This is a genomic window from Kitasatospora sp. CMC57 (assembly GCF_045866025.2).
Taxonomy (GTDB): domain Bacteria; phylum Actinomycetota; class Actinomycetes; order Streptomycetales; family Streptomycetaceae; genus Kitasatospora.
Map to the genome: position 1 here is coordinate 433,500 of NZ_AP035881.2, position 15,792 is coordinate 449,291.

General features: G+C 70.8%; 14 protein-coding genes. 5 read left to right on the plus strand and 9 right to left on the minus strand.

All coding sequences use genetic code 11. From position 1 onward, the window contains the following. Positions 1-3: 3 nt before the first annotated feature. Both ACKUU6_RS02020 and ACKUU6_RS02025 read right to left on the minus strand, forming a co-directional pair. Positions 4-846, minus strand: a complete 843-nt coding sequence (locus ACKUU6_RS02020) for a nitrilase-related carbon-nitrogen hydrolase (RefSeq protein ID WP_407986645.1) — start codon at positions 844-846, stop codon at positions 4-6. Positions 847-1,036: 190 nt separating this feature from the next. Continuing rightward, positions 1,037-1,249, minus strand: a complete 213-nt coding sequence (locus ACKUU6_RS02025) for a hypothetical protein (protein WP_407986646.1) — start codon at positions 1,247-1,249, stop codon at positions 1,037-1,039. 34 nt (positions 1,250-1,283) lie between these two features. On the opposite strand from ACKUU6_RS02025, the gene ACKUU6_RS02030 reads away from it, so the two are divergent. Beyond that, positions 1,284-2,567 (plus strand): ricin-type beta-trefoil lectin domain protein, encoded by a 1,284-nt coding sequence (locus tag ACKUU6_RS02030; protein WP_407986647.1) that lies wholly within the window; start codon positions 1,284-1,286, stop codon positions 2,565-2,567. A gap of 61 nt (positions 2,568-2,628) precedes the next feature. Here the strand turns inward: ACKUU6_RS02030 and ACKUU6_RS02035 are convergent, their stop codons facing one another. Next, positions 2,629-2,823 (minus strand): hypothetical protein, encoded by a 195-nt coding sequence (locus tag ACKUU6_RS02035; RefSeq protein WP_407986648.1) that lies wholly within the window; start codon positions 2,821-2,823, stop codon positions 2,629-2,631. Between the two features lie 314 nt (positions 2,824-3,137). Here ACKUU6_RS02035 and ACKUU6_RS02040 point away from each other — a divergent pair, with 314 nt between their 5' ends. Together ACKUU6_RS02040 and ACKUU6_RS02045 are read left to right on the plus strand one after the other, a co-directional pair. After that, positions 3,138-5,636 (plus strand): DEAD/DEAH box helicase, encoded by a 2,499-nt coding sequence (locus tag ACKUU6_RS02040; RefSeq protein ID WP_407992020.1) that lies wholly within the window; start codon positions 3,138-3,140, stop codon positions 5,634-5,636. 104 nt (positions 5,637-5,740) lie between these two features. Continuing rightward, the gene (locus ACKUU6_RS02045) at positions 5,741-7,195 is read left to right on the plus strand and encodes an alpha/beta hydrolase (protein ID WP_407986649.1); all 1,455 of its coding nucleotides are present in this window, start codon (positions 5,741-5,743) and stop codon (positions 7,193-7,195) included. Between the two features lie 39 nt (positions 7,196-7,234). Here ACKUU6_RS02045 and ACKUU6_RS02050 read toward each other — a convergent pair whose 3' ends face one another. From ACKUU6_RS02050 to ACKUU6_RS02070, 5 genes are all read right to left on the minus strand, one after another. Further along, complete coding sequence (locus tag ACKUU6_RS02050) at positions 7,235-7,717, minus strand: macro domain-containing protein (protein WP_407986650.1); 483 nt, start codon at positions 7,715-7,717, stop codon at positions 7,235-7,237. A gap of 86 nt (positions 7,718-7,803) precedes the next feature. Next, positions 7,804-8,226: an ATP-binding protein gene (locus ACKUU6_RS02055; RefSeq protein ID WP_407986651.1), complete on the minus strand. Its 423-nt coding sequence runs from the start codon at positions 8,224-8,226 to the stop codon at positions 7,804-7,806. Positions 8,227-8,390: 164 nt separating this feature from the next. Next, positions 8,391-9,440: a YihY/virulence factor BrkB family protein gene (locus ACKUU6_RS02060; protein ID WP_407986652.1), complete on the minus strand. Its 1,050-nt coding sequence runs from the start codon at positions 9,438-9,440 to the stop codon at positions 8,391-8,393. 75 nt (positions 9,441-9,515) lie between these two features. Then, positions 9,516-10,991 carry a SulP family inorganic anion transporter gene (locus ACKUU6_RS02065; protein WP_407986653.1) on the minus strand — a complete coding sequence of 492 codons (1,476 nt, stop codon included), beginning with the start codon at positions 10,989-10,991 and terminating at the stop codon, positions 9,516-9,518. 73 nt (positions 10,992-11,064) lie between these two features. Continuing rightward, positions 11,065-11,667, minus strand: coding sequence for a carbonic anhydrase (locus ACKUU6_RS02070; RefSeq protein ID WP_407986654.1), 603 nt, complete (start codon positions 11,665-11,667; stop codon positions 11,065-11,067). Positions 11,668-12,156: 489 nt separating this feature from the next. On the opposite strand from ACKUU6_RS02070, the gene ACKUU6_RS02075 reads away from it, so the two are divergent. Both ACKUU6_RS02075 and ACKUU6_RS02080 read left to right on the plus strand, forming a co-directional pair. Beyond that, entirely contained in the window at positions 12,157-12,567 is a 411-nt protein-coding gene (locus ACKUU6_RS02075) for a VOC family protein (RefSeq protein ID WP_407986655.1), read from the plus strand. A gap of 225 nt (positions 12,568-12,792) precedes the next feature. Beyond that, entirely contained in the window at positions 12,793-15,006 is a 2,214-nt protein-coding gene (locus tag ACKUU6_RS02080) for an RICIN domain-containing protein (protein ID WP_407986656.1), read from the plus strand. A 7-nt stretch (positions 15,007-15,013) separates the two neighbouring features. Here the strand turns inward: ACKUU6_RS02080 and ACKUU6_RS02085 are convergent, their stop codons facing one another. Then, positions 15,014-15,736 carry a hypothetical protein gene (locus tag ACKUU6_RS02085; protein WP_407986657.1) on the minus strand — a complete coding sequence of 241 codons (723 nt, stop codon included), beginning with the start codon at positions 15,734-15,736 and terminating at the stop codon, positions 15,014-15,016. Between the last annotated feature and the right edge of the window lie 56 nt (positions 15,737-15,792).

Here is a 15,792-nt window from a genome sequence, read left to right on the forward strand (position 1 = left end):
TCCTCACGCTTCCGTCAGCGGACCGTAGGCGTCCGGGCGCCGGTCCCGGTAGAACGCCCACTGCTGCCTGACCTGCTCGATCAGGTCCAGGTCGAGGTCTCTGACCAACAGTTCCTCGTTCTTGTCGGAGGCGACCTCGCCGACGAACTGGCCGCGCGGGTCGACGAAGTACGAGGTGCCGTAGAAGTCGTTGTCGCCGTACTCCTCGGTGCCGACCCGGTTGATCGCGGCGATGTAGTACTCGTTGGCCACGGCCGCGGCCGGCTGCTCCAGCTGCCAGAGGTAGGCGGACAGGCCCCGGCTGGTGGCCGAGGGGTTGTAGACGATCTCGGCCCCGGCGATGCCGAGCGCGCGCCAGCCCTCGGGGAAGTGCCGGTCGTAGCAGATGTAGACGCCGACCTTGCCGACCGCCGTGTCGAACACCGGCCAGCCGAGGTTGCCGGGCTTGAAGTAGTACTTCTCCCAGAATCCCTTCACCTGCGGGATGTGGTGCTTGCGGTACTTGCCGAGGTAGGAACCGTCCGCATCGATCACGGCGGCGGTGTTGTAGTAGAAACCGGACTGCTCGACCTCGTACACCGGCACCACGATCACCAGGCCCAGTTCCTTCGCCAGCGCCTGCATCCGCCGCACCGTCGGCCCGTCCGGCACCGGCTCGGCCCAGCGGTAGTGCTCGGGCTCCTGGACCTGGCAGAAGTACGGGGCGTTGAAGACCTCCTGGAACCCGATGATCTGCGCGCCCTGCGCGGCCGCGTCCCGGGCGGCCTGCTCGTGGGCCGCGACCATGGTCTCCGGATCGCCCGTCCACGAGGTCTGGAACAGGGCTGCTCGCACCACTCGGCTCATCGCTGCGCTCCTCGCTGTAGAAAGCCGAGAGTAGGAGTTATCGGGCCGTCAATGAAGTGCCACGCTGTAACGCTCTCCGGTGTTTCGCATTCCACCGCGACACCGCCGCAGCACCACTCCGATAAACATCACAATCGAGGTGTCTGGGCGTTACTTCTTCGTTTCTGACACTGCGTCACCACATGACCCGTCAGCCCGTGGTGGCGCCGACCGCCGACCGCCGATGAGCTGAGCTCGCGGCGGCGTAGCCGGCGAGCGCCGGGGCCGCGGTGCGCACGATGCCGACGGGGATCATCGAGTCGGCGATCACCGGCGGCGGCAGGAAGAAGTCGGCGCATTGACATTGCCATGACTTGAAGAACGTCCGTAGGATTTGCCGTGAGAGCGCTCTCAGCAAGGTCATCCCCCTTCTTCCCCCACACGAGGGTGGTTCCCGCATGCCTGCTGCAACTCGCCCACGCCGCCGACCGCTCGGCGGACTCATGTCCCTGCTCGGCGCCGGCCTGCTGGCGGCCGCCCTGCTCGCCCCGGCAGCCCCCGGCAGGGCCGCCAGCCCGCTCGACGGCACGGCACCGGTCGCCGTGCAGAGCTGGAACGACGACTTCAACGGGCCGTCCGGCTCGGCCGTCGACCCCGCCAAGTGGACACTGGAGACCGGCGGTTCGGGCTACGGCAACCACGAACTCCAGTACTACACGCCGGGCGCCCAGAACGCCGCCCTGGACGGCCAGGGCAACCTGGTCATCACCGCCAGGCGCAACACCGACTCCGGCCTGGCTTGCTGGTACGGCGCCTGCCAGTACACCTCGGCCCGGCTGAACACCGCCCGCACCTTCACCCAGGCATACGGCCACTTCGAGTCCCGCATCAAGATCCCGCGCGGCCAGGGCATCTGGCCGGCCTTCTGGATGCTGGGCAACGACCTCGGCACGGCAGGCTGGCCGACCAGCGGCGAGATCGACGTGTTCGAGAACATCGGTCGCGAGCCGAGCACCGTACACGGCACCATCCACGGCCCGGGCTACTCGGGCGCGGGCGGCATCGGCGCCCCGTACAGCCTCCCGGCCGGGCAGTCCTTCGCGGACGCCTTCCACACCTTCGCGGTCGACTGGAGCCCCACCGCGATCACCTGGTCGGTGGACGGCAACGTCTACCAGACCCGCACGCCCGCCGACCTGGGCGGCAACCGCTGGGTCTTCGACCACCCGTTCTTCGTGATCCTCAACCTGGCGGTCGGCGGCGACTGGCCGGGCAGCCCCGACGGTTCGTCGGCCTTCCCGCAGACCATGACCGTCGACTACGTGCACACCACCACCTGGGGCGGCAGCTCCGACCTGCCCTACACCGGGCGGATCACCGGCCCCGGCGGGATGTGCGTGGACGTCGCCGGCGCCTCCAGCGCCGACCGCACGCCCATCCAACTGCACAACTGCACCGGAGCCGCCGCCCAGCAGTGGACGGTCGGCACCGACGGCACCGTCCGCGCCTTCGGCAAGTGCCTGGACGTGGACGGCGCTTCGCACAACGACGGTGCCGTCATCCAGCTCTACACCTGCAACGGCACCGGCGCCCAGCAATGGACGTACCGTTCGGGCCACGACTTCCTGAACCCCGGCTCCGCCAAGTGCCTCGACTCCCCGAACGGCTCCTCGGCGGACGGCACCCGGCTCCAGCTGTGGACCTGCAACAGCAGCATCGCCCAGAAGTGGACCCTGGGCTGACCCTCGGTCGGCGGGCGGAGCCGCACTGTCAGGGGCTCCGCCCGCACGGCCCGACAGGCCGTCAGCAGGTGCAGCTGCCGGTCAGGGTGATGGACTCCGGGGGCGTCGGGGAGCCGGTGTACGGAGCGATCCAGGCACCGATTCCGTTCTCGCCGGCGGTGGCCCAGCGGACCCTGTGGTCCGGGCCGAGCGGGCTGCCGTCGCCGTTGGTGACCATCCAGTCGTCTAGCTCGGTGCCCGGCGGACAGTTGGCCACCACCCCGTCGGGGAGCCGGTCACCGAGACGGTGGTGCTGCCATCGGCACGGGCCGGGCCGACCAGCAGGGCGGCGAGGCCGGTTGCGGCCAGGCCCACCCCAGGAGTCGCCTGCGTATGGATGGCCCTCCGTCGCCCGCCCCATCGATTCGTACACGGTCGATGGAATTCTTCCCGCTACTCAGGGTAATGATTCGAGCACGACGAGACGTCACCCGCCCGCCGGGGCGGCGGCGCGGCCGTGAGGTGCGCGCCGAAGCTTTGCCCAGGGCGTTCCCGACCAGGCAAGATGGCCCGGTGACCCTCCTGGACCTGATGCCGAAGCCCGCTACCCCCGACGCGCTGTACGAGACCTTCGCCGAGTGGGTGCAGGATCGTGGCATCACGCTCTACCCCGCCCAGGAGGAGGCGCTGATCGAGCTGGTCTCGGGCAACAACGTCATCCTCGCCACCCCCACCGGCTCCGGAAAGAGCCTGGTCGCAGCGGGTGCGCACTTCGCCGCGCTGGCCGAGGGCAAGCGCACCTTCTACACCGCGCCCATCAAGGCCCTGGTCTCGGAGAAGTTCTTCGACCTGGTGAAGATGTTCGGCACCGAGCAGGTCGGCATGATGACGGGTGACGCCAGCGTCAACCCGACCGCGCCGATCATCTGCTGCACCGCCGAGGTGCTGGCCAACATCGCGCTCCGCGACGGTGCCAGGGCCGACGTCGGCCAGGTCGTGATGGACGAGTTCCACTTCTACGCCGAGCCGGACCGGGGCTGGGCCTGGCAGATCCCGATCCTGGAGCTGCCGCACGTGCAGTTCCTGCTGATGTCCGCCACCCTCGGCGACGTCCGCCGCTTCGAGGAGGACCTGACCCGCCGTACAGGACGCCCGACCACCGTCGTGCGCTCGGCCACCCGTCCGGTGCCGCTGTTCTACGAGTACCGCCGCACCAACCTGCACGACACCCTGGAGGAGCTGCTGAAGACCGGTCAGGCGCCGGTCTACGTCGTGCACTTCACCCAGAAGGAAGCCGTCGAGCGGGCCCAGTCGCTGATGAGCATCAACATGTGCACGAAGGCGGAGAAGGACGCCATCGCCGACCTGATCGGCGGCTTCCGGTTCACCACCAAGTTCGGCCGCAACCTCTCCCGCTACGTCCGGCACGGCATCGGCGTGCACCACGCGGGCATGCTGCCCAAGTACCGCCGCCTGGTCGAGCGACTGGCCCAGGCCGGTCTGCTCAAGGTGATCTGCGGCACCGACACGCTCGGCGTCGGGGTCAACGTGCCGATCCGCACCGTGCTGTTCACCGCGCTCTCCAAGTACGACGGCCAGCGGGTTCGGGTGCTGCGGGCCCGGGAGTTCCACCAGATCGCCGGCCGGGCGGGCCGGGCCGGGTTCGACACCGTCGGCCAGGTGGTCGCCCAGGCGCCCGAGCACGTGATCGAGAACGACAAGATGGTCGCCAAGGCCGGTGACGACCCCAAGAAGAAGCGCAAGGTGGTCCGGAAGAAGGCCCCCGAGGGCTTCGTCAGCTGGTCCGAGGAGACCTTCGAGCGCCTCATCGGCGCCGACCCGGAGCCGCTGGTCTCCCGGTTCAAGGTCAGCCACGCCATGCTGCTCTCCGTCATCGGCCGCCCGGGCAACGCCTTCCAGGCCATGCGCCACCTGCTGACGGACAATCACGAGGAACGCTCCGCCCAGCGCCGCCACATCCGCAGCGCGATCGCGATCTACCGCTCGCTGCTCGCGGGCGGCGTGGTCGAGCGCCTGCCGGAGCCGGACGCCGAGGGCCGGATCGTCCGCCTCACCGTGGACCTCCAGGAGAACTTCGCGCTCAATCAGCCGCTCTCCACCTTCGCGCTGGCCGCCTTCGAGCTGATCGACCAGGAGTCGCCCTCCTACGCGATGGACATCGTCTCGGTGGTCGAGGCCACCCTCGACGACCCGCGCCAGATCCTCGCCTCCCAGCAGAACAAGGCGCGTGGCGAGGCGATCGGCGAGATGAAGCGGGACGGCATCGAGTACGAGGAGCGGATGGAGCGGCTCCAGGACATCACCTACCCCAAGCCGCTCGAGGAACTGCTCGGCCACGCGTACGAGGTCTACCGCCAGGCCCACCCCTGGATCGGCGACCACCACCTGGCGCCCAAGTCCGTGGTCCGCGACCTGTACGAGCGGGCGATGACCTTCTCGGACTATGTCGGCCACTACGACCTGGCCCGCACCGAGGGCATCGTGCTGCGCTACCTCGCCGGGGCGTTCAAGGCGCTGGAGCAGACCGTCCCGGACGACCTGAAGACCGACGACCTCAAGGACGTCATCGCCTGGCTCGGCGAGCTGGTCCGCCAGGTCGACTCCAGCCTGCTGGACGAGTGGGAGCAGCTGGCCAACCCCACCTCTCCCGAGGCCGCCGAGGTCCGCCTCGACGACAAGCCCGCCCCGGTCACCGCCAACGCCCGCGCCTTCCGGGTCCTGGTGCGCAACGAGATGTTCCGCCGGGTCGAGCTCTGCGCGCTCGAACAGTACGGCACGCTGGGCGAGTTGGACGGCGAGTACGGCTGGGACGCAGATCGCTGGGCGGACGCGATGGACGGGTACTGGGAGGAGCACGACGACCTCGGTACCGGCCCCAACGCGCGCGGCCCCAAGATGCTCCTGATCGAGGAGGACCCGGAGGAGGGCTCCTGGCGGGTCCGCCAGATCTTCGAGGACCCGGCCGGCGACCAGGACTGGGGCATCAGCGCCGAGGTCGACCTCTACGGCTCCGACGAGGAGGGCCGCGCCGTCCTCCGCGTCACCGGGGTGAACCGCCTCGACGGCTGACCGGTCGGACCGTCAGTCCCGGCCCGGTGGTGGGGAATTCCCCACCACCGTCCGGCCTGCTGGCCGGATGGGTGCGGGCCCGGTGACCGAGAAGACTTCGGGGCATGAGAAACCGCCTCGCAGTCCTCGCCACCGTCACCGCCTCCGTGCTCACCCTCTCCGCCCCGCTGGCCCAGGCCCGTCCCGCGCTCGGCTGGGGCGCCTGTCCGGACGGCGGTCATGACCTCCGTCAGCGGTGTGCCACCGTCACCGTGCCGCTCGACTACCGCGAGCCGCACGGGCGGCAGATCACCCTGGCCGTCTCCCGGATCTCCGCCGAGCACCCCGAGCGTCGCCGTGGCGTCCTGCTGATGATTCCCGGCGGCCCGGGCGGCGGCGGGCTGAACGGCCCGTCCAAGGCGGCGAAGCAGCTGCCGCAGTCGGTCCGCGACGCGTACGACCTCGTCGGGTTCGACCCGCGCGGAGTCGGGTCGAGCACCCCGGTCAGCTGCGGGCTGGCGCACGAGGACCTGGCGATGGTGAAGCTCCGGCCGTGGCCCGCGCCGGACGGCTCGATCACCGGGAACGTGGACACCGCCCGCCGGGTCGCCGACACCTGCCTGCGCAACGGCGGCCCGGTGCTGCGCACCCTCTCCACCGCCAACGAGGCACGCGACATCGACCGGATCCGGCAGGCCCTCGGGGAGCGGAAGCTGTCCGCCTGGGGCGTCTCCTACGGCACGTACGCGGGTGCCGTCTACGCCACCATGTTCCCCGGCCGCACCGACCGGATCGTGCTCGACAGCAACGACGACCCGGACCCGGAGAAGGTCGAGCGCGGCTGGCTGGCCGCCTTCGGGGTCGGCGTCGAGGACCGCTTCCCGGACTTCGCCACCTGGGCCGCCGCACCGGGCAATCCGGACCGGCTGGCCGCCACCCCCGAGGAGGTCCGGCCGCTCTTCCTCGCCCTCGCCGACCGGCTGGACCGCGAGCCGGTCGGATGGCCCGGCGCCAACCCTCCGGTGCTGGACGGCAACGCGCTGCGCGAGACGATGCTGGAGAGCCTGTACGACGACGAGAAGTTCCCCACGCTGGCCCGGCTGGTGCTGGCGGGCCTCGGCTCGCGTCCGCTCCCCGTGGCGGCGGCGCCGCCGGACGAGGCGCTGCAGAACACCGTCGCCGTCTCGGTCGGGGTGCTCTGCAACGACGTGCGCTGGCCCGCCCTGTCCCCCGCGTACGACAAGGCGGTTGCCGCCGCCCGGGTCGAGCACCCGTTGACCGCCGGGATGCCGGTCAACGTGATGCCCTGCGCGTTCTGGCCCGCGCCGGCCGAACCGCCGGTCCGGGTCACGCCTGACGGCCCGTCCGATGTCCTGCTGGTGCAGAACCTGCGTGACCCGGCCACCCCGTACTCCGGAGCCCTCAAGCTCCGTCAGGCCCTGGGTACCCGGGCCAGGATGGTCACCGTCGACTCCGGCGGTCACGACGCCTACCTGGCCAACGGCAACGCCTGCGGCGACCATGTGGTGACCGACTTCCTCACCACCGGCCACCGCCCGGCCCAGGACGTCCACTGCTGATGCCGGGTCAGGCCGTCGACCGCAGACCGACCGATCCGGTCAGTCGTGGTCGTACACCGTGACCGGCACCCCGGCCCCGGTCAGCCGCGCCTCGACCAGCGGCTCGACCCTGGACCATCGCCCGCCCGCCAGACCGCAGCCGATCCGGGGCATGTGCACCGCCCCGCCGAGCTCCAGCACCTGCGGCGCAAGCCGCCCGAGCGCGGCATCGATCGCCTCGTACCGGACCGGCACACCCTGGGACCGGCTGCTCCTGACGCCCCGTTGGCCCACCAGGTTGGCCACCCACACGTACCGCTCGACCTGGACCAACTGCACCGCACCGAGCCCGAAGTCGTTACCGGCCCGCTCCCGGTGCCACCGCCGGTACGCCGCCTCCGGCTCCGGCCAGCGCCTGGAGATCGCCAGTACGAAGCCCTTGCCCCAGCCGCCGAGGTCGTTGCAGACGTGGGCGATCACCTTGACGCCCTTGCCCATCGGCGCGGTGGCGTCCCCTCGCACGTAGTTGATCGGATCACCCATCAGGGCAGCCTAGACCGCCGGGGTGACAGCGCTGCCTCGGGGAGTCCACCAGTCGCCGGACCGCCGCGACCCGTCCGGCCCGGGTGTCAGCCGTCGGGCCCGGTGGGCGGGTGGAAGCAGGCGGTCACCGTCTTTCCGGAGCGGCCGGTCCTGGTCTGCCAGTCGTCGGCGAGGGCGTCGATGAGGGCCATGCCACGGCCTGAGGTGGCGTCGGCTGCCGCCTCGCGGGGACGCGGGGCCGTCGGCGAATCGTCGTGCACGCTGACGTACAGGCACTTGCCGTCCCAGGTGAGGACGAGGTCGGCGTCACTCACGGCGTGCAGGTGAGCGTTGGTGATGAGCTCGGAGATGATCAGGACGACCGCGTCGGCGGTCTCCGGCGCGTGCTCCGTCCAGCCGAGTTCGTCGAGGTGCTGCCTCGCCCACGCCCGCCCGTTGCGCACGCCTCCGGTCACCGGGAACTTCCGTGCCCAGCCAAACGCCCTGAGTATGGGCTCGTGCTCGTGCATCGCACTGCTCCCTCCGCAGCCGGCGGCCACACCCTGCGTTCGACGCGGTCTGCCGCCTGGACGGTCAACCGGCCTGGTGGTCGAGCACGGCCCGAACCCCGTCTTGCCCGCCCCGCACCTCGCAAACCCTCCCGGGTCACCGGCCTGCCGCAGGCCGCCCATGGTCAGGGCTTCTCGTCGTCGGGCCAGGCCCGGGTGTCGCGGGGCTCGACGTACGGCTCCTCGTCCTTCGGCAGGCCACCCTCGATGGCCCGTTCACGGGAGAGTTCGGCGTCGAACTCCAGGCCGAGAAGGATGGCGAGGTTGGAGATCCACAGCCAGACGAGGAAGACGATGACGCCCGCCAGGGTCCCGTAGGTCTTGTTGTACGAGGAGAAGTTGGCGACGTACAGGGCGAATCCGGCGGAGGCCGCCATCCAGAGGATCACCGCCAACAGGCTGCCGGGCGAGATCCACCGGAAGCCCCGGTCCCGCACGTTCGGCGCCGCCCAGTACAGCACCGCGATCATCAGCACCACGAGGAGGACCAGGACCGGCCACTTCGCGATCGCCCACACCGTCAGAGCGGTGTCGCCCAGGCCGAGGGCCCGGCCGATGCGGTCCGCCAGCGGGCCGGTGAAGACGACGATCGCCGCACTCGCCGCCAGCAGCACCAGCAACAGCAGCGTCAGACCGACCCGCAGGGGCGTGGTCTTCCAGATCGGGCGTCCTTCGCGGATGTCGTAGACGGCGTTGGCGGACCGCATGAACGCCGCGACGTAGCCGGAGGCCGACCACACGGCACCCAGCAGTCCGATGGCGAGCAGGAGCGAGCTGGTGCCGGAGTTGTTCTGCAGCTGGTTCACGGCGTCCCGCAGAATGTCCCGGGTCGGGCCGGGCGCCAGGTTCTGCAAATTCTTCAGGACGGCGTCGGTGGCGGAGCGCCCGATGACACCGAGCACCGAGACCAGGACGAGCAGCGCGGGGAAGATCGCCAGGACGCTGTAGTAGGTGAGCGCAGCGGCCCGGTCGGGCAGCTCATCGGCCAGGAACTCGGTGCCGGTGCGACGCAGCACCGCCCACCAGGAGCGCCGGGGCAGGTCGGTCGGACCGTCGGGGGCCGCCCCCTCGACCTGTTGGCTCGGGCCGACGCGGTCCGGGTTCCGGTCCCGGTCGCGGTCGCGGTCGCCGTCCCGGTCGCGGTCCAGGTGTCTGCGGTGGAAGAGAGAAGTCATGCCGTGCGTCTGTCCCAACCGGCCGGACCGAACCACGGACACCGCAGAGGCGGCCCCGACAGCGCCGCTCAGCGGTCAGGCCGCCGCCGGCGCGCGGACGACCGCGGCCTCACCCACCCGGTTGTGGCGCTCCTCCCACTCCTCCAACGCGCTGCGGCAGGCGTGGTCGAGGTGGCGCAGGCCGGTCAGGTCCAGGTGGACGATCCGGCCGGCCGGCAGCTTCTCCAGGGTGTCCAGCAGTCGGGGCAGGCGGAGGAAAGTGGCGTTGCCGGTCAGCGTCACGCCGGCCGCCCCGTCCGCGCGCTCCTCGACGGCCACGTGCAGGTGCGAGGTGTCCCAGGCGCTCTTCAGGACGGCGAGCAGCAGGCCGAGCAGCACGCCCTCGAAGAGGTTGGCCGCGACGACGGCCACCGCGGTCACCACCAGGATCACGGCCTCTCCCCGGTGCGCCCGCCACAGGGGCACCAGCGCCTTGAGCGGCACCAGTTTGGCCCCGGCGTGCACCAGGACACCGGCCAACGCGGCCAGCGGTATCACCGAGAGGGCGGCGGGGAACAGCGCGGCGAACAGCAGCAGCCAGAGGCCGTGCAGCACCCGGGAGGCCTTGGTACGGGCCCCGGCCTGGACGTTGGCCGCGCTGCGGACGATGACGGCGGTCATCGGGAGGGCGCCGAGCACGCCGCAGACGGTGTTGCCGACGCCTTGGGCGACCAGTTCCTGGTCGTACCGGGTGCGCGGGCCGTCGTGCAGGCGGTCCACCGCGGCGGCGCTGAACAGGCTCTCGGCGGAGGCGATCAGCGCGAACGCCAGGATGGTGCCGAGGACGCCGACGCTACCGAGCGCCGACAGTTCCGCGCTGCCGGGGAGGGAGATCACCCCGGCCAGCCCGGCGACCTCGACCTTGGCCACGGCGAGGTCGAACAGCGCGGTGGCGGCGGTCGCCGCGGCGACGGCGGCCAACGGCGCGGGTACCACCCGCACCTTGGCGGGCATCCTGGGCCAGAGCACCAGGACGGCTATGGTGCCGACGCCGACCGCGGCCGCCGTGAGGGCCGCCGACGAGGCCGCCGTGTCGGCGATCAGGCGCGGAAGGCCGGCGAGCTTGTCGAGGCCGCTCCGGGGAGCCTTGGCGTCGGCCAGTGCGTAGAGCTGACCGGCGATCAGCACCAGGCCGATCCCCGCCAGCATGCCCTGGACGACCGCGACGGAGATGGCGCGGAAGAGCCGTCCGAGCCGCAGGGCGCCCATGGCGATCTGGAGCAGCCCGGCAGCGGCGGTGATCACGCCGAGGGTGGCGAGCCCGTGCTCCTGCACGGCGGCGAACACCAGGACGGTCAACCCGGCGGCGGGACCGGAGACTTGGAGACTGCTGCCGGGCAGCAGCCCGGTCAGCAGCCCGCCGACTATGCCGGTGAGCAGGCCGAGTTCGGCCGGCGCGCCGGAGGCGACGGCCACGCCGACGCAGAGCGGCAGCGCGACCAGGAAGACGACGAAGGAGGCGGCGAGATCCGCTCGTAAGGCGGCGGGCCGAAGGGCGGGCCGACGAATCATGAGGTCCTCTGCTGACTGGTGGGACGGACGGCGGACGGTGCGAAGGGAGTCACGACAGGAGTCACCCGGCCGGTCACAACGGGAGGAAGAGCCCGGAGTCGGAACCGTGCGCGAGGACCAGCCCGGTGTGGACCTCGTAGAACCAGCCGTGCAGCCTGACCCGGCCGTCGAGCAGCCTCCGGGCGATTCCCGGGTACCCGCGCAACTGCTCCAGCTGGCCGAGCACATGGCGCTGCACCGGTCCGGCCACGGTCGGGTCGAAGACGTCCGCCTCGTCGGCGCGCAGAGCGGTGCGGTCGGCGTTGCGCAGCCAGGAACGGACGGCGGGTACGACGCTGAGGTCGTCGCCCCGGACCACCGCGCCGACCGCCCCGCAGTGCGAGTGGCCGCACACCACGATGTCGCGGACGCCGAGGACCTCCACGGCGTACTCGATGGTGGCGGTCTCGCCGGAGGCGGAGTCCGCGTGGTACGGCGGAACTATGTTGCCCGCGGTGCGCAGTTCGAAGAGATCACCCGGGTCGGATCCGGTGATCAGGGCGGGGACCACCCGGGAGTCCGAGCAGGTGATGAAGAGCACCTGGGGCGTCTGGCCGGTGGCGAGCCCGGCGAGCTCGCGGCCTGCCTGGCCGGCGCGCCGGGGGAAGGTACGAGCCCGGTCGATGAACGGATCCATGAGGGAAGGCCTCCTTCTGCCTCCTCGCCTGGACGGCGGGGGCGGGGCGGTCTTGTCGGGTGAGTAACCGCCAGCACAGGTCGGTCCGGCGGAAGCCGTCCGTCCGGCGGCCGGGCACGGTGGACCCGTGCCCGCTGACCGTCGGTGACCCCCCGGTGACCTGGTGCTGCGTCAAGACTCAGTAAAACACGGGTATGCGAGAGGCAAAAGCAGTACCTGTGGGGAACTTGCGCCGGTCCGGTTAACATCTTGTTACCGCTCACACTGGTGCCCGGCACGGGCCCCTCAGTTCGATTCTCAGGAGTCCTGACGGGTCGTTAGGATGGCTCGCGTGACTGCCGGGTCGGCCTTGAGCCATACACGAGTGAGACGCCCGGCCTTGGCGTGAGCACCGGGCGACCCAGAGGGCCGCCCCTCTTCCTGGTTTCCCTTCCGGCGCCCTGACGGCGCCTCGTCGCACCGGAATCCAGATTCGGAGAAGAACCGCACATGCCGCACGACCACCAACTGCCCGTCACCACCGTCCAGCTGAACCACACCGTGGTCCGCGCCACGGACCGTCAGCTGTCGGCCGGGTTCCTCGCCGAGATCCTGGGGCTACCCGTCAGCGCCCCGTTCGGCCCCTTCCTGCCCGTGGATCTCGGCAACGGCGTGACGCTCGACTACTACGAGACGCCCGACGAAGCGATCCAGTCGCAGCACTACGCCTTCCTCGTACCGGACGACCGGTTCGACACCATGATCGCCCGCCTGGAAGCGATGGCGGTGACCTACTACGCCGACCCCAGCCACACGGAGCCGGGACGGATCAACCGTCTCTTCGGCGGCCGGGGCGCCTACTTCGCCGACCCCGATGGCCACAACATGGAGATCATGACCCGGCCGTACGCCCGGCGCTGACCCCTTCCACGCCCGTCGCCGGGCCGGCCGGCCCGGCGACGGCCTGAGCCGTCGACCGGTCCAGACCACTCCGGCCCCAACTGGGCGGCCGGGGGACCGCCGCGTGCCCGACCGCCTGGCCCGCCCAGCCCACCGCCTCCTGACCACCCGTTACTTCACGCTTAAGTTCAAGTCCTGAAAAAAGCGCTCCCGACTACTTACCAACCCCTCGACAGGTCTGCTTTCATGCTCCTGCCAACCCCACGTCAGGAGCGAACCCCCGTGAGTAGAAGGCAACACCGTTACGCCGTAAGCCTGTTCACCGCCGCCACCCTGCTGGCCCCGGCCGCGCTGGTCGCGTCCGCGCCCGCCGAGGCCGCCGCCGTCCCCACCGGCTGGACCACGCTGGTCAACCGCAACAGCGGCCGCTGTGTGGACGCCGCCGCTGCCGCCACCGCCAACGGCACCGCCGTCCAGCAGTACTCCTGCAACGGCACCGGCGCGCAGCAGTGGCAGCTCCAGCCGACCGACTCCGGCTACGTCCGGATCGCCAACCAGAACGACGCCACCAAGGTGATCGACGTGACCGACGTCTCGACCGCCGACAGTGCCAAGCTCCAGCTCTGGGCGTACGGCGGCGGCGCCAACCAGCAGTGGCTGCCGGTCGAGGAGACCGGCGGCGGCTACCACTTCGTCAACCGCAACAGCGGCAAGTGCCTTGACGTGCCTGCCGCTTCGACCGCCGACGGGGTGGTGCTCCAGCAGTACTCCTGTAACGGCACCGCCGCCCAGTCCTTCACCCTCGGTGCGCCGGTCACCCCGGGCAACCCCGATCTCGGTCCGAACGTCGCCGTCTTCGACCCCTCGATGTCCGCCGCCTCGATCCAGTCCAAGCTGAACGCGGTCTTCCAGCAGCAGGAGACCAACCAGTTCGGCACCCAACGCCAGGCCCTGCTGTTCAAACCGGGCAGCTACACCGTGGACGCGAACGTCGGCTTCTACACCCAGGTCGCCGGTCTCGGCCTCTCCCCCGACGACGTCACCATCAACGGCGGGGTGCACGCCGAGGCGGACTGGTTCCAGGGCAACGCCACCCAGAACTTCTGGCGCTCGGCCGAGAACCTCTCGGTCAACCCGCCTTCGGGCAGCGACCGTTGGGCAGTCTCGCAGGCTGCCCCGTACCGCCGGATGCACGTCCGGGGCAACCTCCAGCTGGACGACGGCGGGTGGTCCAGCGGCGGGCTGATGGCCGACTCGAAGATCGACGGCCAGGTCCGCTCCGGCTCCCAGCAGCAGTGGCTCTCCCGCAACTCGCAGTGGGGCAGTTGGACCGGCTCCAACTGGAACATGGTCTTCGTCGGTGACGTCAACGCCCCGGCCAACTCCTTCCCGAACCCGCCGTACACCACGGTCGGCCAGACCCCGGTGGTCCGCGAGAAGCCGTTCCTGTACGTGGACGGCGCCGGGGCGTACCGGGTGTTCATGCCCGCGCTGCGCGCCAACTCCACCGGTACCAGCTGGGGTTCGGGCATCCAGCCGGGCACCTCGCTGCCGATCGACCAGTTCTTCGTGGTGAAGCCGGGCGCCACCGCCGCCCAGATCAACGCCGCGCTCGGGCAGGGCAGGCACCTGCTCTTCACCCCGGGCGTCTACCACCTGGACCAGACCCTGAACGTCACCAGGGCCGACACGGTGGTGCTCGGCCTCGGCCTGGCGACCCTGGTCCCGGACAACGGCATCACCGCGATGACCGTGGCCGACGTCGACGGTGTGAAGATCGCCGGACTGCTGATCGACGCGGGCCCGGTCGACTCTCCGGTGCTGATGCGGATCGGCCCGGCCGGTGCGACCACCAGGCACACCGCCGACCCGACCTCCCTGCACGACGTCTTCTTCCGGATCGGCGGCGCCGGCGTCGGCCGCGCCACCCAGAGCCTGGTGGTGAACAGCTCCGACGTGATCGGCGACCACATGTGGATCTGGCGCGCCGACCACGGCAGCGGCGTCGGCTGGACCAGTAACACCGCCGCCACCGGCCTGGTGGTGAACGGCACCGACGTCACCATGTACGGCCTGTTCGTCGAGCACTTCCAGCAGCACCAGGTGATCTGGAACGGCAACGGCGGGCGGACGTACTTCTACCAGAACGAGATGCCCTACGACCCTCCGGACCAGGCATCCTGGACCAACGGCGGCACCAGGGGGTACGCCGCGTACAAGGTGGCCGACTCGGTCACCACGCACGAGGCCTGGGGCCTGGGCAGCTACTGCTACTTCAACGTCAATCCGGCGGTGGTGGCCGAGCACGCCTTCGAGGTCCCGAACCGCAGCGGCGTGCGGTTCCACGACATGGTGACCGTCTCGCTCGGCGGCACCGGCACCATCAACCACGTGATCAACGGCACCGGCGGTCCGTCGAACTCCGCCAGCAACGTGGCCGATTTGGTCAGCTACCCCTGACCCGGGGTCAGAGCCACATGAACGGCGCCCGGGCGGTGAACGACACCGCCCGGGTCGCCGCGCCCAGCGAGCCGTCGTTCGCGGGGGCGGACGGCCGCTGGTCGGCGAAGCGGGAGGAGGTGACGGTCAGGTAGTGGCCGACAGCCTCCACCTGAGTGTCGGTCACCGGCTTGGCCGCGCCCGGCGCGGGTGAACCGATGGGGGTGGGGGCGGCGGGATCGGCCGTCACGAAGGCGATCGCGGCGCTGTCCGCCGCCAGCACCTGCCGGGCCTTCTCGGCCGCCGCCTGGTCGGCGTAGCGGAGCACCGTCACGCTGCTGACCACCTGCCGGTCCTCGCGCAGGTAACCGACCACCACGTAGCCCTGGCAGCCGGTTTCGCGCAGCACGTCGTGGGCGCGGTCGGCCAGCGTGAGCGTGCAGTCCTCGCCCTGGTGTCCCAGGGTGCGCTGGGCCTTGTACCCGTCCTGGTCGATCGGCCGGGTGGCCGGGAAGTACCGCTCGGCGACGAAGAAGTCCTTCTCCGACAGCGGCTGCAAGGGCGGGACGGCGTCGGTGGACAATGCCCGCCTGGCCTCGGCGGTGGTCCGCCCGGCGCCCTCGAGCCAGTCACCGGTCTCGGTAAGCAACACGCCGATGGCGACCGCCACCGCGCCGGCCGTGCAGAGGGCGATCATCCTGCGTCGGCTGCCGTGCGCCCGATGGGTGTGGCGTTCCCCCTGCGTGGTCATGGCGCAGATTCTAAGCCGATGATCAGAACAACCGACTCGCGGGGGCCCGGCCGTAC